The organism is Thermopolyspora sp. NPDC052614 (genome assembly GCF_040678635.1).
In the GTDB taxonomy this organism is placed as follows: Bacteria; Actinomycetota; Actinomycetes; order Streptosporangiales; family Streptosporangiaceae; genus Thermopolyspora.
In genome coordinates, this window is sequence record NZ_JBFATZ010000012.1 from 159796 (window position 1) to 179345 (window position 19550).

Below are 19550 nucleotides of genomic sequence, written 5' to 3' on the forward strand. Positions count from 1 at the left end.
CGGGTCGCCGCGGAAGCGGGAGGCCACGTGGGAGCGCGGATTTCGTAACAGGCACAATGGCTCGGTGCCCATTACCCCCGGCGTGCCCGTCACCCCCGGCGGGGACCCCACGCCCGCAGGCGGACGCGCGTACGACCGCGAGATCCTGCGGCTCGCCGTGCCCGCCTTCGGCGCGCTCGTCGCCGAGCCGCTGTTCCTGCTCGCCGACTACGCGATCGTGGGCAGGCTCGGCACGGCCGCGCTCGGCGCGCTCGGGGTCGCTGGCACCGTGCTGACGACGCTGATCAACCTGTGCGTGTTCCTCGCCTACGCCACCACCGCTCAGGTGGCCCGCAGGATCGGCGCCGGAGACCTGCGGCAGGCGCTGCGGTGGGGCGTCGACGGGCTGTGGCTGGCGGCGGGCATCGGCGTCGCGCTCGGCGTCGTCGGCTGGCCGGCCGCCCCGTGGCTGGTGGAGCTGTTCGGCGCCTCTGCGGAGCTCGCCGGTCAGGCCGTGACCTACCTCAGGATCGGCCTGCTCGGCACGCCCGCGATGCTGCTCGTGCTCGCGGGCACCGGCGTGCTGCGCGGCCTGCAGGACACCCTCACCCCGCTGGTGGTGTCCGTGACCGGGTTCGGGCTGAACGCGGCGCTGAACGCCTGGTTCGTGCTTCGGCTGCGCTGGGGCATCGCCGGGTCGGCGTGGGGCACCGTGCTGGCGCAGGTGCTGTCGGCCGCCGCGTACCTGGCCGTCGTGCTCCGCGGCGCCCGTCGGCACGGCGTGACGCTGCGGCCGAGGCTCGCCGGGGTCAGGACGTCGGGGGCGGCCGGGTTCGCGTTGCTGATCCGCACGGTCGGGCTGCGCGTGGTGCTGGTGCTCGCGGCGGCGGTGGCGACCCGGATGGGCGACGCCCAGATCGCCGCGCACGGCATCGCCTTCCAGGTGTGGACGCTGCTGGCGTACGCGCTCGACGCGATCGCGATCGCCGGGCAGGCGATCACCGGGCGCACGCTCGGCGCGGGCGACGTGGCGGCGACGCGGGCCGCCACCGCCCGCATGGTCGGCTGGGGCGTCGGCTCGGGGATCGTGCTCGCCCTCGCGGTGATCGCGGCGCGGCCGTGGATCCCGGGGATCTTCGACGCCGACGCCGCGGTCGCCGCCGAGCTGCTGGCGGTGCTGTGGCTCGTCGCCCTCCACCAACCGGTCGCGGGCGTGGTCTTCGTGCTCGACGGCGTGCTCATCGGGGCGGGCGACCAGCGGTATCTGGCGTGGGCGGGGGTGCTCTCGACGCTCGCCTTCCTGCCCGCCGCGTTCGCCGTGGTGGTGACGGACGGCGGGCTGATCGCTCTCTGGCTCGCGTTGGGCGTGTGGATGATCGCCCGGTTATTCACTCTCGCTGTAAGAATCCGCAGTACGTCCTGGCTGGTCACCGGCGTGTGACATGGGGGTGCCCGTGCCTTAACGCGCACGTGACATGAACCCTCTTGTCAGAAACGTCCCTTTCAGGCAGGGTAAGCCGAACCGTTATTGCTGCGATTGGTATGCCCGTTGCGCCACGACCCGTACGCACGATCCACCTCGCTGCTGCGCCGACTCCCGCCGAGCGAGGCCACCGGGATGCGGACCGGTTCCCGCCACCGGCTCATCGCGGTCTACCAACGCCGCGACCTGGTCGTGCTCGGCCTCGGCGTCATGATCGGCGCGGGCATCTTCACCATCGCCGGACGGCAGGCGGCCTCCGTGGCGGGGCCGGGCGTGATCCTCTCCTTCATGATCGCGGGCATCTGCAGCCTGCTCGCCGCGTTCTGCTACGCCGAGCTGACCTCGACGATGCCGGCCTCCGGCAGCGCGTACACCTTCACCTACGTGATCTTCGGTGAGCTGTGGGCGTGGGTGATCGGATGGGCGCTCATCCTGGAGATGGTGCTCGCCGCGGCGGTGGTGTCGCGGGCCTGGTCGTTGATCACGGCCCAGATGCTGGGCGATCTCAACGTGCGCGTGCCCGAGCCGATCGCCGGGATGATCGGGCAGCTTGAGGGGTTCGACCTGCTCACCCTGGTCATCCTGGTGCTGCTGATCGGCATCGTCGCGCTCGGCGCCCGGTTCGGGCTGCGCACCCTGTGGGTCATCGTGATCGCGAAGCTGATCGCGATCGGCGGGGTCATCGTCGTCGGCGCCCTGCACTTCGACGCCGCCAACCTGGCCGCGATCCCCGCGCCGGCGACCACCGCGTCCGAAGGTGCGCGGGACACGCTGAGCACCACGATCCTGGGCCTGATCGTGGGCGACACGACCAACTTCGGCTGGTACGGCATCTTCGCCGCCACGCCGGCCATCGCCTTCGCGTACATCGGGTGGGACATCGTCGCCACGGCCGCGGAGGAGACCAAGGAACCGCGCCGCAACGTGCCACAGGGCATGATCCGCAGCCTCATGCTCACCACCGTGATCTACATCGCGGTGGCCCTGGTCATGGTCGGCATGGTGGACTATCGGAGGATCGACCCCGACGCGCCGCTCGCCACCGCCTTCCGGACGGTGGGCGAGGACTTCATGGTCCATGTGATCAACATCGGCGGCGTGCTCGGGCTGACCACGGTGATCCTGGTGGTGCTGGTCGGGCAGACCCGCATCGTGTTCTCGATGGCCCGCGACGGGTTGCTGCCGCGCGGCCTGAGCAAACTCAGCCGCTGGCGCGCCCCCTCCAGGGCGACGCTCGTGCTCGGCGGGTTCGCGTTGGTGCTCGCCGAGACCGTGCCGGTGCTCGCGCTGGAGCAACTCGTGGTCATCGGGACGATGTTCGCGTTCCTGTTCGTCTCGGCCGGCGTCATCGCCATGGGGCAGACCATGCCCGACCTGCCCCGCAGCTTCCGCGCCCCGCTCTACCCGGTCGTGCCCGCCCTGTCGGTCGCCGCGACGTTGTGGCTCATGCTCAACCTCCAGGTGCTCACCTGGCTCGCGTTCGCCGCGTGGATGGCCGTCGGCCTGCTCGTCTACGTCGTGTACGGCAGGCGGCACAGCATGCTCGCTCCCGGCGCCTACGAGCGTCGCCCGCGGCCTGACGACGGCCATCCCCCGGACACCCACCTCGGCGGCCCGCGCCCGAGCGGCCCCGTGGGCGGCCCCACCGGGCCCCAGCCGCGCCCCCACTCCGGCGGCCTTCCCCCCGGCGCCTACCCGCCGCCGCGTCCCACCGGCCACCCGCCGGACCGCCCTTCCGGCCGTTCCGGCGGCCGTGGCCGCCACCGCCGCTGAGACCTGGAACGCGCCTCCGGACGCTCCGGCGGGCAAACGGCTCTCGCGAGAACGCGAGTGCCCCTTCCCCACGTGACGTGGGGAAGGGGCACTCGAAACCGCTGATCCGGGCTCACCCACGGCTCATCCGGAGCATCGCGGCACACGCGGCCACACGGAGCCTCCAAGGCCGTCCCTGAGCCTCCAGGGCTTTCTAGGGCCGTACAGGGCGGTCAAGAGCCGCCCAGGGCCACCTGGGGGTCTGGAGCTCGGCCACGGCACGGCCTCAAGGCCGGAAGCCGGGTGGGCGGCGGGCCGGATGCCGGCGTCAGGAGCCGACGACCTCGACCTCGACGTTCACGGAGACCTCGGGGTGCAGGCGGACCGACACCGTGTGGCGGCCGACGCTCTTGATCGGGTTGCCGATCTCGATGCGGCGGCGGTCGAGCTCGGGGCCGCCCGCGTTCTTGACGGCGGCGGCGATGTCGTTGCTGGTCACCGAGCCGAACAGGCGGCCGGCCTCGCCAGCGCGGGTGGTGAGCCGCACCTTCAGCGCGCCCAGCTGCTGGGCGACCTCCTGGGCGGTGCCGAGGTCGCGGATCGCCCGCGCGTCACGCGCCTTGCGGATGGAGGCGATCTGCGACTCCGCGCCGCGGGTCCACCGGATCGCGTAGCCGCGCGGCAGCAGGTAGTTGCGGCCGTAGCCGTCCTTGACCTCGACGACGTCGCCGGGAGCGCCGAGGCCGGAGACCTCGTTGGTGAGAATGAGCTTCATGTCCCAGAGACCTCCTGTCAGCGAGCCGTGCTGGTGTAGGGCAGCAGGGCCATCTCGCGAGCGTTCTTGATCGCGGTCGCCACGTCGCGCTGGTGCTGGGTGCAGTTACCCGTCACCCGGCGGGCACGGATCTTGCCGCGGTCGGAGATGAACTTCCGCAGCAGCGTCGTGTCCTTGTAGTCGACGTAGGAGATCTTGTCGTGGCAGAACAGGCAAACCTTCTTCTTCGGCTTGCGCAGTGCCGGCTTGGCCATCATGGTGCTCCTTCGTGAGAGCCCCGCCCACGGCGGGAATGGTCGCTCGGATACTGGTCGGATGGATATCGGTCGGTTATACGCCCCGGCGGGGGCGCGTTCACTGGAAGGAGGGCGCTTAGAAGGGGGGCTCGTCGCTCAGGTCGCCGCCGCCGAAGCCGCCGCCACCCTGCTGGCCGCCGCCGAAGCCGCCTCCGGGCGGGGCCGGGGTCGCGGTGGCCCACGGGTCGTCGGCCGGGGCTCCGCCGAAGCCGCCGCCCTGCCGCGAGGTCCTGTTCACCTTCGCGGTCGCGTTGCGCAGCGAAGGGCCGACCTCGTCGACCTCGACCTCGTAGACCGTGCGGCGCTCGCCCTCCTTGGTCTCGTACGAACGCTGCTTGAGCCGGCCCTGGACGATCACCCGCATGCCGCGCGTCAGGCTCTCGGCGCAGTTCTCCGCCGCCTGGCGCCAGACGTTGCAGGTGAGGAACAGGGCCTCACCGTCCTTCCACTCGTTGGTCTGGCGGTCCAGATACCGCGGAGTGGACGCGATGCGGAACCGTGCCACCGCCTGACCCGTGGGGGTGAAGCGCAGCTCGGGGTCGTCGACCAGGTTGCCGACGATGGTGATCGTGGTGTCGCCTGCCATGGGTGGCGCCTTCCTGCACTGCCGTTCACTGGGATAGGGCTCAGAGTACGGGTCCGGTCCGACAAAAGTCGGGTGCTTGCCCGCCCTTGTGGCCCCGATGTTCCACGGCCGTCGGGAGCGCCGCGCGCCCCGTGACGGGCCCATCGCCGCGACGCCGCCGTCGGGCGGCGCCGCGCCTGTGGTGAAGGCTCAGTGCACGTCCGGGCGGAGGATCTTGGTCCGCAGGATGCCCTCGTTGAGGTTCAGCTGGCGGTCGAGCTCCTTCACCGCGGCGGGCGACGAGGTCAGGTCGATCACCGCGTAGATGCCCTCGGACTTCTTGGCGATGTCGTAGGACAGCCGGCGACGGCCCCACACCTCGACCTTCTCCACCGAGCCGCCGTCCTCGCGGACGACGCCGAGGAACTGGTCGAGCGACGGCGCCACGGTGCGCTCGTCGAGGGACGGGTCCAGGATGACCATCACTTCGTAACGACGCATACGGACTCCAACCTCCTCTGGACTCTTGCGGTCACGACACGGTGCCGTGACAGGAGGACGCTGCGATCTCGCGGCCCGCCCTGGTGGCGGGGACCGCCCGGCGTGGGCTTGACACAGCATCACCCCGTCACGCCATCACGCCATACGCAGCCGATTCAGACTACCAGCTGCCGCGGCCGCACCGGTCCCGCCACCTTTGCGTGGTTTGCCCGGAGTTTTCCCGGTCATCGGCGGGGCACGTGCAGGAGAGGAAGGAGGGGTTTCCATGTCGCGCATCCTCGGACCCACGCGCAACGAGTCGCTGCGCCTGACGCTCAACACCGACGGCAGGCGTCACCCGATCGAGAACGTGCTGACGGTCTCCACCCTGGCCCTCGGCCTGGTGGCCCTGGTGACCGGCCTCATCGTCGAGACGCACGCCATCGCCTGTTGGGCCGGGCTGCTGGGCTTCCTGATCGGCCTCGAGTCGCAGTACGTCTCCGCCACCACGCCCGAGCGCGCTCTCAACATCGTCGGCATCGTGGGCTCGTTCGTCGGCGCGGCCCTCGGCATCTACCACGGCGGCTTTCTGCCGTAACGGTCCGGCGGCGGTCGCCCGGCGGGCAGGCCGCCGTGTGGGCCGTGGGAAGCCGGGCGCGGGCCGCGGGTCGGCTCAGGCGAGCCGGGGTCCGTGGCTCCGCGCTCCTGCGGGCCACGCGTACGGGCGCGCGGCGGCGTCCGTACGGTCTGGCGGCCCCGGGCTTGCCGGTTTGGGCTTGCGGGTTTGGGTTTGCGGGTTTGGGATTGCGACCCCCGGTCTAGTGGCCGAGATGGGCGACGGCACCCGGATGGGGACGTGGAGCGGCTAGGTTGGGAGGCATGGTGCGTATCGGAGCTCACGTCGATCAGGACGACCCGCTGGGGCACGCGCACGCGATCGGCGCGGATGTCGTCCAGTTCTTCCTCGGCGACCCGCAGGGCTGGAAGGGTCCCGTGCTTCCGGCGACGGCCGACGCGCTCAACGCGTCCGACGTCGACGTCTACATCCACGCGCCCTATGTGATCAACGTGGCGACGGCGAACAACCGTATCCGCATCCCCAGCCGCAAACTGCTCGCCGCTCACCTGGAGGCCGCCGCGGGGCTGGGCGCGAAGGGGCTGATCGTGCACGGCGGGCACGTCGGCAAGGACGACGACCCGCAGGTCGGCTTCGACAACTGGCGCAAGGTGTTCGAGCGCATGGACTGCCCGATTCCCGTGCTCATCGAGAACACCGCGGGCGGCGGCAACGCGATGGCCCGCAAGCTCGACCGGGTGGCGCGGCTGTGGGAGGCGCTGGACGGCCTCGAGGTGGGCTTCTGTCTCGACACCTGTCACGCGCACGCGGGCGGGGAGGACCTCGCCGACGTGGTGGACCGGGTCAAGGCGATCACCGGCCGCATCGACCTGATCCACTGCAACGACTCACGCGACGCCTTCGACTCCGGGGCCGACCGGCACGCCAACATCGGCCAAGGGCGCATCGACCCCGAGCTGATCCTCAACGTGTGCCGGGCGGCGGGCGCGCCGATCGTGGTGGAGACGCCCGGTGCGGGGCAGGCCGAGGACATCGCCTTCCTCCGCGCCAACCTCAACTGATCCACACCCTGTGGATAACTTCTTTGGATTACGGACGACGCGAATGGGGTAACCGGTCTCATCCGGCCCAGGAGCCCTCGAGGAACACCATTGTGTTCAGCACCATGAGGGGCACGGTGAGGGCACCGTACACGATCATCATCCACGGGCGGCGCGCCACCGTCTGCCCGATGACGATCCACAGCGGCCACCACAGCAGCGTGGAGCGCGGAATCGACAGGTAGTAGGCCGAGCACAGCAGCGCGCCCACCTGCAGTCCGACATAGATCAGCTCGCTCCACCGCCGCAGGGCCAGCAGCCAGACGATGGCCACGACGCCCACCGCGGCCCCGGCGAGCTCCATCCGGAACGCCCAGGCGAACCGCCCGTCGGCCATCGCCTGCTGCCAGGTCGTCAGGAACGACTCCCACGGCCACACCAGCGTCCGTCCCCAGCCCGCCTCCTGGGCGTGCTTCCAGGCGAGCCAGTCCCCGGTGCGCGCGTACTGGTAGGCCGAGTACAGCACCAGCGGCACGAACGGCACCGCCAGCCACGCCATCCGCGCCGACCACCACCGGGCGCGGGCGGGTTCCACCGGCGCGTCGGCCTGCACACCGGCCTGCACACTGGCCCCCGCACCGGCCCCCGCATCAGCCGGTACGGCTCCCGCCGCCCCCTCCGGCGCGGCGCCGACCCGCACCCGCACGGCCCCGGCGCGCTCGGCCACGACGGCGCGCCGCCGACCGGCCGCGTACTCCACGATCAGCGCGCAGGCGAGGAACAGCCCGGTGATGCGCACGCACGAGGCCCCCGCCGCGAGCAGGCAGGCGGCCGGCCAGCGCCCCCGGCGGGCGGCCAGCCAGGCCGGGATCGCGAAGGCGAGGAACAGCGCCTCGCTGTACCCGGCGAACAGGAACACCGACGTCGGCCAGAACAGCACGGCGAGCACGGCCCAGCGTCCCGCGCCCGGCGGCCCCTCCAGCTCGCCGAGGCGGGACAGCGCGACCATCGCCACGCACCCCGCGATCAGCGAGATGACCACCCCGCCGAGCACCCAGTCCGGCAGGATCATGTGCACCGCCCGCAGCGCGAGCGGCATGCCGGGAAAGAACGCCGGAAGGCCGGCGTCGGGAGGCTGCGCGGGGTCACCGGCGTAGCCGTACCGGGCGATCTCGACGAGATGGTCGGCGTCCCAGCGCCGCAGCCGGTCCAGGAACGGCGCCACCGTCTCGCCCTGCGCCAGCATCGCCGCGCCCACCGTGCCGAGCACGATGACGCCCAGCCGGGTCGCCAGCCAGATGAGCAGGGCCTCCCAGTCCGCCTCGCCCAGCCGATCGAGGCCACGCCGTCCGCCCGCGCGTCCCATCACCCCGCCCGTCCTCAGCCTGGTCATCCGGGTTCACCATGCGGCACTCGTGGAACGTCACGCGCGGTCGCTCACACGCGCACCGGCGGGTACGCGGTCCGGCCGGTGAGGTCGAGCACGAACCGGTCCTCGGCCTGGTCGAACACGCCGCCCTGGGGGTCGTCGACGCCGCCCTGCCGGATCACGTCCTTGTCCGGGCGCAGGATGTCGCGCACCACGAACGCCATCATGATCACAATGGTGAGCGCACGCGCCCACACGGCGGTGAAGTAGGTGTCGGCGCTGATGCCGAGGGCCTCCTGGCCGGGGGTGAGCGCCACCAGGTAGAGCCAGATCGCCAGGAAGTACCAGATCTCGGCCGCCTGCCACAGCGCCAGCGGCTTCCAGTTCGGCCGGGCCAGCACCGCCAGCGGCACCAGCCAGAGCACGTACTGCGGCGACCACACCTTGTTGGTGAGCATGAACGACGCCAGGACCAAAAAGCACAGCTGCGCCAGCCGGGGTCGCCGGGGGGCGGCCAGGCCGAGCACGGCGATCGCCAGGCACAGCGCGCCGAGGGAGACGATGCCCAGGGTGTCGAGGAGGTCGGCGTTGCCGAGGATCGGCCAGCCCTTGCCCTGGAAGAAGTACCACAGCGATCCCCAGTCGGCCGGGCGCTCGTCGCTGAAGGCGTAGAAGCGCTTCCAGCCGTCGAAGGCCGTCACGGCGATCGGCACGTTGACGAGCAGCCAGACGCCCAGCGCAGCGGCGACGGACTGCAGGAACGGTCGCCACGCGCCGGTGCGCAGGGTGAGCACGAACAGCGCCCCGAACAGCACCAGCGGATAGAACTTCGTGGACACCGCGAGGCCGAGCAGCGCCCCGGCGATCAGCGGCCGCCGCCGCGACCAGGCCAGCAGGCCGCCGAGGGTGAGCGCGTTGCACAGCAGGTCCCAGTTGATGTACGCGGTGAGGATCACCCCCGGCGCCAGGGCGTACCACAGCGCGTCCGTACGCCGCCCCGGGCCGGCCAGCGCCGCCATCAGCAGCACGCCGACGAGCAGGCAGATCGCCATCAGCAGCACGGTGATGTCGTAGAACGCCACGCCGCCGGACGGGTCGGCGCCGGAGGGGGTGTGCACGATGCCGACGATCCGGCGGACGACCTCCATCACGAACCCGATGCCGACCGGGTACTCGACCGGATGGTCGAAGTACGGCACCGCGCCATCGGCCAGCTTCTCGTTCCACCACAGCGGGTAGATGTCGGTGTAGCAGAAGCGGAGGAACTGGCCGGAGCCGTCGTTCCACGCGCCGCCGAACCGGCAGGGCGACTTCCACAGGTAGGCGAGAAGCGCGCCCAGCACGGCGAACAGCGCGAGAGGCACATACGGCGCGAGGTCGGCCGGTCGGAGAGTCCACGGCCGGGAGCCGGGCGCCTGCCCGGCCGATGGATCCGCCTTGGACTCGGTCATGACCGGCCCTCCCGCAGGGTGTCGTCGGCGGCCCGCGGCGCGGGCCGGGTCGCACACATCATGCCCGCATGTCAGCCTTCGCCCGCGGGTCGGGACTTGTGGCTCGCCGGATTGCCGTTGTTGAACACCGCGTCGTCGGTGAGGACGCCGTCGTTCGGCTGTTCCTGGAACGGCCCGTCGCCGCCGCCGAAGTCGCCGTTGCCGCCGCCGAAACCGTCGTCGCCGCCACCGAAACCGTCGTCGCCGAAGTCGCCGTTGCCGCCGCCGTTGCCCACGCAGGCGAAATCGCCGGGAAGGCACTCATTGCCGCCCTCGCCGGACGGATCCTCCTCCTGCTTCGGCTCCGGCCTCTGCACCAGATCGTGCTGAGTGCCGGCGAACGCGGGCTTGGGCAACGGCTTCGGCGTCCGGTTCTTCATGGCCTCGATCATGAACTCCTTCCAGATCTTGGTCGGAGTGTCGGCGCCCTGGATGCCCGGAAGCGGCACCTCCTTGGGCAGCGGGAAGCCGTTGGGGTCGCGGAGCACCTTGCCCGTCTTGGGGTCGGTCTGCGCCACCTCCTTGTACATGCCGACGGCCGCCGACAGCTGCGCGGTGTAGCCGACGAACCAGGCCTCCTTGTTCTCGTTGTTGGTTCCGGTCTTGCCGGCGATCTCGTGGCCCGGGACCACCGTGCCACGCGCGGTGCCGCTCTTGACCACCTGCTCCAGCGCGTACGTCACGTCGGCGGCGGTGTCGGGGCTGATCACCACGCTGGCCGGGGCGTTCTCCTCGTACACGGACTTGCCGCCGTCGCCCTTCACCGAGATGACCACGTGCGGCGCGTAGTGCTTGCCGCCGTTGACGAACATGGTGTAGCCGGATGCCTGCTCCACCGGGGTCACCAGACCGGAGCCGATCGACAGGGCGAAGGCGTGGTCCTTACGGGCCTGTTCGAGGTTCTTCTTGCTGATGCCGGCCTGCTCGGCGATCTTGATAACCTGGTCGAGACCGACCTCCTGGGCCATCGTGGCGAACGCCGTGTTGACCGACTCGGCGGTGGCCTTGTCGATGCGCACCGCCGCCCCGACGTCGTGCGAGTTGCTGATCGGCTTGGTGCCGGGCAGCTCGACCGGGCCCTTGCCGGAGACGAAGCTCTTGAGGCTGTATCCGGACTCCAGCCAGGCGGCCAGCACGTACGGCTTGAACGCCGAGGCGGCCTGCTTGTAGGCGACGAAGGCGTTGTTGGTGAAGCCGCGCCGCTTGTCCAGGTAGTCGTGGCCGCTGTAGAACGCGATCACCCGGCCGTTGTTCGGGTCGACGGCGGCCAGGTTCGCGCGCACGTTCTTGTCGCCGACCGCCTTGAGGTTCGACTCGACGGTCCGCTTGGCGGCGAGCATGAGCCGCTTGTCGAACGTGGTGATGATGCGGTAGCCGCCGCCGTTGAGGTCATCCTCGGTGATCGAGGCGCGCTCCTTCAGCTCCCGCTTCACCGCGTCGATCATGTAGCCCTTGATGCCGCGGTTGATCTCGGTGTCATCCCTTTTCTTGACCTTGGGGAACTTCGCGGTCTTGATCAGGTTGCCGTACTTGGCCGGGTCGACGACCGTCGCCATGCCGTTGATGACGTAGTTGAACCGCTCCTTGGTGGGCGCCCAGTCGTTGGCCAGCTCGGCGCGGTCGAACCGGTCGGGGTTCTGGATGCGGCCGGCCAGGTACGCGCCCTCGGCGATGGTGAGCTGGTCGACGTTCTTGCGGAAGAAGGCCTGCGCGGCGGCCTGGATGCCGTGCGCCCCACGCCCGAAGTAGATGGTGTTGGCGTAGTGGGCGAAGATCTGGTCCTTGCTCATCTCGCGGTCGACGCGCACCGCGACGAAGATCTCCTTGATCTTACGGCTGAACGACACCTCCTGGCTGAGGCCGTCGTAGTAGTTCCGCACCATCTGCTGGGTGATCGTCGATCCGCCCTGGAGCTGCTGGCCGGTCACCGTCATCCACGCCGACCGCGCGATCGACATCAGGTCGATGCCGGCGTCGGTGCGGAAGGAGCGGTTCTCGGCGGAGATGATGGCGTCCTGGACGTGCTTCGGGATCCTGGTGATCGGCACGATCTCGCGTTTGACGCCGAGCCGGGCGATCTCCGTCTTGCCGTCCCGGTAGTAGATGACGCTGCCCTCTTGAGTGGCTGACTGCTGGGTGACGACCGGCAGCGGGGTGTTGAGGTAGGCCACCGTGATCATGCCGAACACGCCGGCGGTCAGCACCGCGAAGGCGACGAGCACGATCTTCCAGTTGGGGACGAAACGCCGCCAGCCCCTGCGCTTCGGCTCGTCGTCGAGGTCCTTGCCGCCGCCGGAGCCACCCGGACCGCCTGGGCCGCCGGAGTCGCCGCGACCGGGGCCGCCCGGAGTCCCGCCGTACGGCGCGCCGCCGGAACGCCGCCGGCCGGGCGTGCGCTGTCCCGGCCCCTGCTGCATCACCTGGGTCTGCTGCGTATTCCGATTCGCCCGTGCCGCCCTGCGGCCGGGCGCGGGCGTGGGACCCGACGACGGGGCCGCGGCCGGGTCGGGGACCGCGCTCATCGCGGCGGTCTCCTCGTACGCCGCCTCACGCCGCCGCGGCTGCGGCTGTGGCGCGCGGCCGTCGTAGGAGGCCGTGACCATGGGGCTCGTCGCCTGCGGCGCCGGATGCGGCGGCGGGGCCGCCGACGGGGCGGGGCGTGGCGGCATCGGCTGGTTACCGCTCGGCGACTGGTAGGTTGCGGGCCCCTGGGGCGAGCGACGACGCCTCCCCGGACGTGCCGACGCACCGGGCCGCCCCTCGGCGATTTCGGGGCGCCCGCTCGGCTCCGGGCCATAGCTGTTGTAACTCACGGGTCCTCGTTCGGTCATCGGCGGTCTGCGCGATCACGACATCACTCGGCAGGCCGAGAGCGTACCCCGAGTTCCTGGGGCCGCGACCCGGACGCGGTCTACCGTTCCGGGACCCGCCGACGGGCCGAGTCGGTGTGGTCCGGCGGCTCGCCCGTTCCGAGGATGTACGAGACCGTCAGATGGTTCCATGAACAACCTTGGCAGACCTCAACAACGTAGACCCGGAATTCGCCGTATTCGCGTGCCATAGCGGCCAGCTCTGACGACGCCTTTACCCGGCCCGTCGCCTTGCCAAGTTGGTCCCCGTACACGTATGTGACATTGGTCACGTTGCGCTTCTCGCACACCGGGCAGATGCGATCGGTGGGCTCGCCGTGGTATCGGGCCGCGCGCAGGAGGTAGGGGTGCGCGTCGCAGACGTCCGCCGTGGACACCCGCCCTGAGCGGAGGGAACGCACCGCCGCTCGCTTCGCGAGTCCATAGTCCACAACCGAGCGCCGAGACCACATAGGTCCCAGATTAAGTCTCTTGTCCTTATCTCGCTCGGTATGCGCTGATTGCCGACCGTTCCGCGCATGATCCTCCCCCGTGGGGGCACCATGATTGCGCGATATGTCGCAGCGACGTATCCTCGGGATGTATCGCAGCGATACATCGGGAAGATATGCCGAGCACGAGACGGGGAGGTGGTTCCAGTGACCGGTGCGAGGGGCGGGGTGCTGGAACTCGCCGTGCTCGGGTCCCTGCACGAGACCCCGCTGCACGGCTACGAGCTGCGCAAACGCCTCAATGCGCTGCTGGGCATGTTCCGGGCCTTCTCCTACGGCTCGCTCTATCCGTGCCTGCGGCAACTGCTCGCCGACGGTCTCATCGCCGAGGAACAGCCGGCCGACGTCGCAGCGCCGCTGTCCGGCCGGCGATCGAAGATCGTCTACAAGCTGACCGCCGAGGGCAAGGAGCGCCTGCAGGAGTTGCTCACCCAGGCCGGCCCGTCCGCCTGGGAGGACGAGAGCTTCGGCATCCACTTCGCCTTCTTCCGGCACACCGAGGCCGAGGTACGGCTGCGCATCCTGGAGGGCCGCCGCAGCCGCCTGGAGGAGCGGCTCGACAGCGTGCGTACGGCTCTCGCCCGCACCAGGGAACGCCTGGACAGCTACACGCTCGAACTCCAGCGCCACGGCCTGGAGTCGGTCGAGCGCGAGGTGCGCTGGCTGAACGAGCTGATCGCCACCGAGCGGCAGGGCCTCCCGTCAACACCAACCGATAGGACCGATAGGGCGGAAAAGCCCGGTTCAGATACGACTGATCTTGACTAAGGAGCGAGTGCGATGGGTTCGGTGCGCGTAGCCATCGTCGGTGTCGGCAACTGTGCCGCGTCGCTGGTGCAGGGCGTGCATTACTACAGGGACGCCGACCCGGGCAGCCGGGTGCCGGGCCTGATGCACGTGCGGTTCGGCGACTACCACGTGGGCGACGTGGAGTTCGTCGCCGCGTTCGACGTCGACGCCAAGAAGGTCGGCCGCGACCTGTCCGAGGCCATCGTCGCCTCAGAGAACAACACGATCAAGATCTGCGACGTGCCGCCGCTGGGCGTGACCGTGCAACGCGGCCACACCTATGACGGCCTCGGCGAGTACTACCGCGAGATCATCGAGGAGTCCGACGAGGATCCGGTCGACGTCGTGCGCGTGCTGCGCGAGTCGAAGGCCGACGTGCTCGTGTGCTACCTGCCGGTGGGCTCGGAGCAGGCGGCCCGCTTCTACGCCGAGTGCGCCCTGGAGGCCGGGGTGGCGATGGTGAACGCGCTGCCGGTCTTCATCGCCTCCGACCCGGAGTGGGCCGAGCGGTTCCGCACCGCCGGCGTGCCCATCGTCGGCGACGACATCAAGTCCCAGGTGGGCGCGACGATCACCCACCGGGTGATGGCCAAGCTGTTCGAGGACCGCGGGGTCGAGCTGCTGCGCACGTACCAGCTCAACTTCGGCGGCAACATGGACTTCATGAACATGCTGGAGCGCAAGCGGCTCCAGTCCAAGAAGATCTCCAAGACCCAGGCCGTGACCTCGCAGATCCCGCACGAGATGGCGAAGGCGGACGTGCACATCGGCCCGTCGGACCACGTGCCGTGGCTGGACGACCGCAAGTGGGCCTACGTACGTCTTGAGGGCCGCTCGTTCGGCGACACCCCGCTCAACCTGGAGTACAAGCTCGAGGTGTGGGACTCGCCGAACTCCGCGGGCGTCATCATCGACGCCGTGCGCGCGGCGAAGATCGCCAAGGACCGCGGCATCGGCGGCCCGCTGCTGTCGGCCTCGTCGTACTTCATGAAGTCGCCGCCGGTGCAGTACTCCGACGACGACGCCTACGACGCGGTGGAGAAGTTCATCCGCGGCGAGGTCGAGCGCTGACCCGCACGTCGAGGCCCTGAACGCGACGGACGCCGCCCGGCGGCGTCCGTCCGGCGTTTGTACGGGCGTTTTTTCGGGCGTTTGATCAGGCGGCGTCGAGCCGGGCGGCCGGGGGCAGGGCGCCGTCGTCCGCCGTCGGCCAGGCGAGCGGGTCGGGGCCCAGCGCGCACAGCAGCGGCACCTGATCCCGGCACCACGGCGAGACCGGCACGTACCGGACCCCGGTGCCGTCGCCCGGCACGGGCACGGTCCCGGCGAGCACGCCCTCGGCGAACCGCCGCCAGGGCAGCCAGCCGACCTCGGCCACCTCCTCCGGATTCGGCCGCGGCGGCGCGGAGACGATCGCGCGGTACACCGGGCACAGCTCGTGCTCCACCGTGCCGTCGTCCATCGACGCCCGGTAGGAGAACCCGGGCAGCAGCAGGTCGAGCGAGTCGACCGTCAGCCCCAGCTCGAACGCGAGCCGCCGGGTGACCGCCGTGGGAAGCGGCTCGCCGGGCAGCGGATGGCCGCAGCAACTGTTGGTCCACGCTCCCGGCCAGGTGAGCTTGTGCCGGGCGCGCCGGCTGAGCAGCACCCGCCCGTCGCCGTCGAAGACGTAGCACGAGAAGGCCAGGTGCAACGGGGTCTCCGGGCCGTGCACGGAGATCTTCGGAGCGGTGCCCACCGCCTTGCCGTCGCTGTTGACGAGCACAACGTGTTCCTCGGTCATCACCGCTCCCTCATCAGTGAACCACCGGAGTGAGCCCGCGCGCGTCGCGTGGGCGGGCCCTGCCCCCGACGCCACTTTCGGCATCGGATCGCGCACGTACCGTAAAAGTCCGCACTGAATCCGTCAAACGCGATGCCCGCTCGGACACGCCTCATGGACACCAGCGTGTCACGTGTGGTGACCGTTCCGGCCCTACGAGGGTAGGAGTTCGGCGAGGTTCGCCGCCACGGGTTCGCCGATGGGGGCTCCCGGCTTCTCTTGGGCGAATAGGCTGTCTGAGTGTCATTCGTCGCCGATCTACGTGCCGTCCTGCGAGGTCGGGACTTCAGACGCCTGTTCGGCACCCGCCTGGTGTCCCAGTTCTCGGACGGGATCTTCCAGTTCGCCGTGTACGGGTACGCCTTCTTCACCCCCGAGAACCAGACCAGCGCGGCCGAGGCCGCGGCGGCCTTCGCCGTGCTGCTGCTGCCGTACTCGATCCTCGGGCCGTTCGTCGGGGTCTTCATCGACCGGTGGTCGCGGCGGCAGATCCTGGTGATCGGGCCGCTCGTGCGGGGCGGCCTGCTGGCGCTCGCCGCCGTCCTGGTCGCCACCGGCGCGCCCGACGCGTACTTCTACATCGCCGCGCTGGGCGTCCTCGGCGTCAACCGGTTCTTCCTGGCCGCGCTCGGCGCCTCGCTGCCGCACGTGGTGCCCGCCGATCGGCTGATGATGGCCAATTCGGTCACTCCCACGTCGGGCACGGTGGCGACCTTCGTCGGGGCGGGGGCGGGTTACCTGCTGCGCCTGCTCTTCGGCCCGACCGCGCAGGGCACGGCGATGCTGCTGGTGGTGTCCGGCGCGGTCTTCGGCCTGAGCGCGCTGGTCGCGTTGACGATGGAGCGCTCGCTGCTCGGCCCGTCGTACGACCCGAACCGGCCGCAGGCGCGTGAGGCCCTGCGCAACGTGCTCAGCGGGCTGGTGGACGGCGCCCGGCATGTGACTCATCGCAGGACCGCCGTGGCCGCGTTGGGGAGCATGGCCGCACATCGGTTCATGTACGGCATATCCCTCGTGATGACGGCCATCCTGTACCGGTTCTACTTCAGCCAGGGGGACGCCGAGGTCGGCCTGATGCAGTTGTCCGGGGTGGTCGCGACCTCGGGCGTCGGCTACTTCTCCGCCGCGTTCGTCACGCCGTGGGCGACCGCGCGCATGCGCATCGAGACCTGGGTCACCACGATGCTCGCCTCCGCCGGGATCCTGCAGTTCCTGCTGTGCTTCCCGTTTCAGGAGTGGGGGTTCCTGATCGGCGGATTCGTGCTCGGGCTGGCCGGGCAGTCGGTGAAGATCTGCGCCGACACCGTGGTGCAGCGCGACGTTGAGGACGCCTACCTCGGCCGGGTGTTCTCGATCTACGACATGCTGTTCAACGGCATGACCGTCGCCGCGGCGGCGGTGAGCGGGCTGTTCCTCCCCGCCGACGGCAAGTCGTATCTGGCGCTGGGGATCGTCACGGTCGGCTATCTGGTCGCCGCGGCGGTCTACCGGCTGGCCATGCCGACCGGCGAGCGGCCGCGCCCCAACCGCGCGGTGCACACGTCCTGAGCCCGTCCGAGCCCATCTTGAGCCCATCTTGAGCAGGGCCGATCATCCGGTACGGCGACGCGCCCAGGCGAGCGCCGTACCGGATGAAAGTGTCACGCTTCGAGTACGCCGTTCTCCCGAGCCCACGCGAGCAGCGCCTCCCGCGCGGCGTCCTTGCCCACGACCCCGCGATCGAGCCGCATGTCCAGCAGGAACCGGTACGCCTTGCCCACCACCGGCCCCGGCGGCACGCCGAGGATGCGCTGGATCTCGTTTCCGTCCAGCTCCGGGCGGATCTTGGCGAGTTCCTCCTCCTCGGCGAGCCGCGCGATCCGCTGCTCCAGGTGGTCATAGGTGCGCCACAGCGCCGCCGCCTTGCGCTTGTTGCGGGTCGTGCAGTCGGCCCGGGTCAGCTTGTGCAGCCGTTCCAGCAGGTGCCCGGCGTCGCGCACGTACCGCCGCACCGCGCTGTCGGTCCACTCCCCCGACCCGTACCCGTGGAACCGCAGATGCAGCTCGACGAGCCGGGACACGTCCGCCACCACGTCCTTGGGGAAGCGCAGCGCGGTCAGCCGCTTCTTGGTGAGCTGCGCGCCGACCACCTCGTGGTGGTGGAAGGAGACCCGGCCGCCCGGCTCCAGCCGGCGCGTCTTGGGCTTGCCGATGTCGTGCAGCAGCGCCGCCCAGCGCAGCACCCGGTCCGGCCCCGACTTCTCCAGCGCGATCGCCTGCTCAAGCACGATCAGCGTGTGCTCGTAGACGTCCTTGTGCCGGTGGTGCTCGTCGATCTCCAGCCGCAGCCGGGGCAGCTCGGGCAGCACGTGCTCGGCGAGGCCGGTCTCCACCAGGGTGGTGAGGCCGTCGCGCGGGTACGCCCCGCAGATGAGCTTGTCCAGTTCGTCGCGGATGCGCTCGGCCGAGACGATCTCGATGCGGTCGGCCATCGCGGTCATCGCCGCCCGCGCCTTCAGGTCCACGGTGAACCCGAGCTGGGAGGCGAACCGGGCCGCGCGCAGCATGCGCAGCGGGTCGTCGTCGAAGGACCGCTCCGGCGGGCCGGGGGTGCGCAGCACCTTGGCGGACAGGTCGGCGAGCCCGCCGAACGGATCGACGAACTCGTGGCCGGGCAGTCGCACCGCCATCGCGTTGACCGCGAAGTCCCGCCGCTCCAGATCGCCCTCAAGCGTGTCGCCGTACATGACCTCGGGCTTGCGCGACTTGGGGTCGTACGACTCGCTGCGGTACGTGGTGATCTCCAGCAGCCAGTTGCCCTTGCGCGCGCCGACGGTGCCGAAGTCGATGCCGATCGTCCAGATCGAGTCGGCCCACGGCCGGACGATGTCCAGCACCCGCTCCGGGCGGGCGTCGGTGGTGAGGTCCAGGTCGTGACCGATCCTGCCGAGGAGCACGTCCCGCACCGACCCGCCCACCAGGGCGAGCTGGTGACCGCTCGCGGCGAACAGCTCCCCGAGCTCATCGACGACGGGCGCGATGCGGCGGAATAGATCGGCCACCGCCCGCTGCTGATTGTCATTGAGGTTGGAAACGGACAAGGCTGGGTAAGTCCTTCGGTTACGGAACAGGTTCCCCGGGTCACGCCCGTGCGCTTCTGGCGGCTCCCCGGCAGGGGCCCACGAGGTGGCCGGTGGTCATGGATCCGGGGGCGACGGGACGAGGCAAGGAGCTGCAGAGATGAAAGACGCTCTCGCGATCCACCGCTGGCTCCTCGCCCACCAGGTCCATCATGAGATCCTACGTCTTCCGCGATCGCTCTCGGGGGCCGAAGACCTGCCGGAGACGCTTGGAGTTCCACCCGAAACCTGCGTCAGCGTAGCGGTCTTCGCAGCCGTCTACGCATTCGGGACCGAACGGGTGACCGAGCACGCGGCGGTGGTGAGCGCGGTGGCGCACCCGGTCACGCCCGGCATGGTGGCGTCGGTGCTCGGGGCCGTGGAGGTACGGCCCGCCCCCGCGTTCGCGGTCAACGCCGTCACCGACTACGCGGCCGGGCTGGTGTGCCCGCTGCTGCTGCCCGAGGAGCTGACCGTCCTGGTCGACCAGCGGCTCTTCGACGGGCTCAAGGCCGACGACGCGGTTTACACGCCGACCGGTGAACGGGCCACGGCGCTGCGGCTGAGCGCGCGCGACCTGCTCGCGATGACCGCGGGAAAGCCCGCCGAGCTGCGGCGCGGCCCGTTGAGCGGGTCGCTGCCGGGATTCCGCAGACGCTCCTGAGTCCCCGCGC

18 protein-coding genes are annotated in these 19550 nt (G+C 70.4%); 8 read left to right on the forward strand and 10 right to left on the reverse strand.

Annotation, left to right across the window (positions count from 1 at the left end):
* The first annotated feature begins 82 nt into the window (after positions 1-82).
* Both AB0K60_RS24925 and AB0K60_RS24930 read left to right on the forward strand, forming a co-directional pair.
* A complete protein-coding gene (locus AB0K60_RS24925; RefSeq protein WP_364059761.1) occupies positions 83-1420 on the forward strand; it encodes an MATE family efflux transporter in 1338 nt (445 codons plus the stop codon).
* A 108-nt stretch (positions 1421-1528) separates the two neighbouring features.
* Positions 1529-3235, forward strand: coding sequence for an amino acid permease (locus tag AB0K60_RS24930; RefSeq protein WP_364059565.1), 1707 nt, complete (start codon positions 1529-1531; stop codon positions 3233-3235).
* A gap of 307 nt (positions 3236-3542) precedes the next feature.
* Here the strand turns inward: AB0K60_RS24930 and rplI are convergent, their stop codons facing one another.
* From rplI to rpsF, 4 genes are all read right to left on the reverse strand, one after another.
* Positions 3543-3989 (reverse strand): 50S ribosomal protein L9, encoded by a 447-nt coding sequence (rplI, locus tag AB0K60_RS24935; protein WP_364059568.1) that lies wholly within the window; start codon positions 3987-3989, stop codon positions 3543-3545.
* 17 nt (positions 3990-4006) lie between these two features.
* Positions 4007-4243 carry a 30S ribosomal protein S18 gene (gene rpsR, locus AB0K60_RS24940; protein ID WP_364059571.1) on the reverse strand — a complete coding sequence of 79 codons (237 nt, stop codon included), beginning with the start codon at positions 4241-4243 and terminating at the stop codon, positions 4007-4009.
* A 118-nt stretch (positions 4244-4361) separates the two neighbouring features.
* Positions 4362-4871, reverse strand: coding sequence for a single-stranded DNA-binding protein (locus AB0K60_RS24945; protein ID WP_364059574.1), 510 nt, complete (start codon positions 4869-4871; stop codon positions 4362-4364).
* 189 nt (positions 4872-5060) lie between these two features.
* A complete protein-coding gene (gene rpsF, locus AB0K60_RS24950) occupies positions 5061-5351 on the reverse strand; it encodes a 30S ribosomal protein S6 (RefSeq protein ID WP_364059577.1) in 291 nt (96 codons plus the stop codon).
* Between the two features lie 265 nt (positions 5352-5616).
* On the opposite strand from rpsF, the gene AB0K60_RS24955 reads away from it, so the two are divergent.
* Both AB0K60_RS24955 and AB0K60_RS24960 read left to right on the forward strand, forming a co-directional pair.
* On the forward strand, positions 5617-5928 hold the full coding sequence (locus AB0K60_RS24955; RefSeq protein ID WP_364059580.1) for a hypothetical protein: 312 nt from the start codon (positions 5617-5619) through the stop codon (positions 5926-5928).
* A gap of 281 nt (positions 5929-6209) precedes the next feature.
* Positions 6210-6968: a deoxyribonuclease IV gene (locus tag AB0K60_RS24960; RefSeq protein WP_364059582.1), complete on the forward strand. Its 759-nt coding sequence runs from the start codon at positions 6210-6212 to the stop codon at positions 6966-6968.
* 58 nt (positions 6969-7026) lie between these two features.
* Here AB0K60_RS24960 and AB0K60_RS24965 read toward each other — a convergent pair whose 3' ends face one another.
* The 4 genes from AB0K60_RS24965 to AB0K60_RS24980 all read right to left on the reverse strand — a co-directional run bounded on the left by AB0K60_RS24965 (position 7027) and on the right by AB0K60_RS24980 (position 13128).
* Positions 7027-8340 (reverse strand): mannosyltransferase family protein, encoded by a 1314-nt coding sequence (locus AB0K60_RS24965; RefSeq protein WP_364059585.1) that lies wholly within the window; start codon positions 8338-8340, stop codon positions 7027-7029.
* Between the two features lie 44 nt (positions 8341-8384).
* Positions 8385-9767 carry a glycosyltransferase 87 family protein gene (locus AB0K60_RS24970; protein WP_364059588.1) on the reverse strand — a complete coding sequence of 461 codons (1383 nt, stop codon included), beginning with the start codon at positions 9765-9767 and terminating at the stop codon, positions 8385-8387.
* Positions 9768-9838: 71 nt separating this feature from the next.
* Positions 9839-12409, reverse strand: coding sequence for a transglycosylase domain-containing protein (locus AB0K60_RS24975; protein ID WP_364059591.1), 2571 nt, complete (start codon positions 12407-12409; stop codon positions 9839-9841).
* Between the two features lie 308 nt (positions 12410-12717).
* Complete coding sequence (locus AB0K60_RS24980; RefSeq protein ID WP_364059594.1) at positions 12718-13128, reverse strand: DUF5318 family protein; 411 nt, start codon at positions 13126-13128, stop codon at positions 12718-12720.
* A gap of 186 nt (positions 13129-13314) precedes the next feature.
* Between AB0K60_RS24980 and AB0K60_RS24985 the strand changes: the two genes are divergently transcribed.
* Positions 13315-13935 (forward strand): PadR family transcriptional regulator, encoded by a 621-nt coding sequence (locus AB0K60_RS24985; protein ID WP_364059597.1) that lies wholly within the window; start codon positions 13315-13317, stop codon positions 13933-13935.
* A gap of 12 nt (positions 13936-13947) precedes the next feature.
* Positions 13948-15027: an inositol-3-phosphate synthase gene (locus tag AB0K60_RS24990; protein WP_364059599.1), complete on the forward strand. Its 1080-nt coding sequence runs from the start codon at positions 13948-13950 to the stop codon at positions 15025-15027.
* 85 nt (positions 15028-15112) lie between these two features.
* On the opposite strand, the gene idi is transcribed toward AB0K60_RS24990, so the two are convergent.
* On the reverse strand, positions 15113-15739 hold the full coding sequence (gene idi / locus AB0K60_RS24995) for an isopentenyl-diphosphate Delta-isomerase (protein ID WP_364059601.1): 627 nt from the start codon (positions 15737-15739) through the stop codon (positions 15113-15115).
* Positions 15740-16018: 279 nt separating this feature from the next.
* Between idi and AB0K60_RS25000 the strand changes: the two genes are divergently transcribed.
* The gene (locus AB0K60_RS25000; RefSeq protein ID WP_364059603.1) at positions 16019-17326 is read left to right on the forward strand and encodes an MFS transporter; all 1308 of its coding nucleotides are present in this window, start codon (positions 16019-16021) and stop codon (positions 17324-17326) included.
* Between the two features lie 92 nt (positions 17327-17418).
* Here AB0K60_RS25000 and AB0K60_RS25005 read toward each other — a convergent pair whose 3' ends face one another.
* Entirely contained in the window at positions 17419-18858 is a 1440-nt protein-coding gene (locus AB0K60_RS25005; RefSeq protein WP_364059605.1) for a CCA tRNA nucleotidyltransferase, read from the reverse strand.
* A 139-nt stretch (positions 18859-18997) separates the two neighbouring features.
* On the opposite strand from AB0K60_RS25005, the gene AB0K60_RS25010 reads away from it, so the two are divergent.
* On the forward strand, positions 18998-19540 hold the full coding sequence (locus AB0K60_RS25010) for a YbaK/EbsC family protein (RefSeq protein WP_364059607.1): 543 nt from the start codon (positions 18998-19000) through the stop codon (positions 19538-19540).
* Positions 19541-19550 lie beyond the last annotated feature (10 nt).

Excerpts from the sequence above, each read along its gene's own strand:
- idi (WP_364059601.1), bottom strand. The coding sequence starts at position 15,739 with ATGACCGAGGAACACGTTGTGCTCGTCAACAGCGACGGCAAGGCGGTG.
- AB0K60_RS24945 (WP_364059574.1), bottom strand. The coding sequence starts at position 4,871 with ATGGCAGGCGACACCACGATCACCATCGTCGGCAACCTGGTCGACGAC.
- rpsR (WP_364059571.1), bottom strand. The coding sequence starts at position 4,243 with ATGGCCAAGCCGGCACTGCGCAAGCCGAAGAAGAAGGTTTGCCTGTTC.
- AB0K60_RS25010 (WP_364059607.1), top strand. The coding sequence starts at position 18,998 with ATGAAAGACGCTCTCGCGATCCACCGCTGGCTCCTCGCCCACCAGGTC.
- AB0K60_RS24975 (WP_364059591.1), bottom strand. The coding sequence starts at position 12,409 with ATGGTCACGGCCTCCTACGACGGCCGCGCGCCACAGCCGCAGCCGCGG.
- rpsF (WP_364059577.1), bottom strand. The coding sequence starts at position 5,351 with ATGCGTCGTTACGAAGTGATGGTCATCCTGGACCCGTCCCTCGACGAG.
- AB0K60_RS24960 (WP_364059582.1), top strand. The coding sequence starts at position 6,210 with ATGGTGCGTATCGGAGCTCACGTCGATCAGGACGACCCGCTGGGGCAC.
- AB0K60_RS24970 (WP_364059588.1), bottom strand. The coding sequence starts at position 9,767 with ATGACCGAGTCCAAGGCGGATCCATCGGCCGGGCAGGCGCCCGGCTCC.
- rplI (WP_364059568.1), bottom strand. The coding sequence starts at position 3,989 with ATGAAGCTCATTCTCACCAACGAGGTCTCCGGCCTCGGCGCTCCCGGC.
- AB0K60_RS24990 (WP_364059599.1), top strand. The coding sequence starts at position 13,948 with ATGGGTTCGGTGCGCGTAGCCATCGTCGGTGTCGGCAACTGTGCCGCG.
- AB0K60_RS24955 (WP_364059580.1), top strand. The coding sequence starts at position 5,617 with ATGTCGCGCATCCTCGGACCCACGCGCAACGAGTCGCTGCGCCTGACG.
- AB0K60_RS24980 (WP_364059594.1), bottom strand. The coding sequence starts at position 13,128 with ATGTGGTCTCGGCGCTCGGTTGTGGACTATGGACTCGCGAAGCGAGCG.
- AB0K60_RS24965 (WP_364059585.1), bottom strand. The coding sequence starts at position 8,340 with ATGACCAGGCTGAGGACGGGCGGGGTGATGGGACGCGCGGGCGGACGG.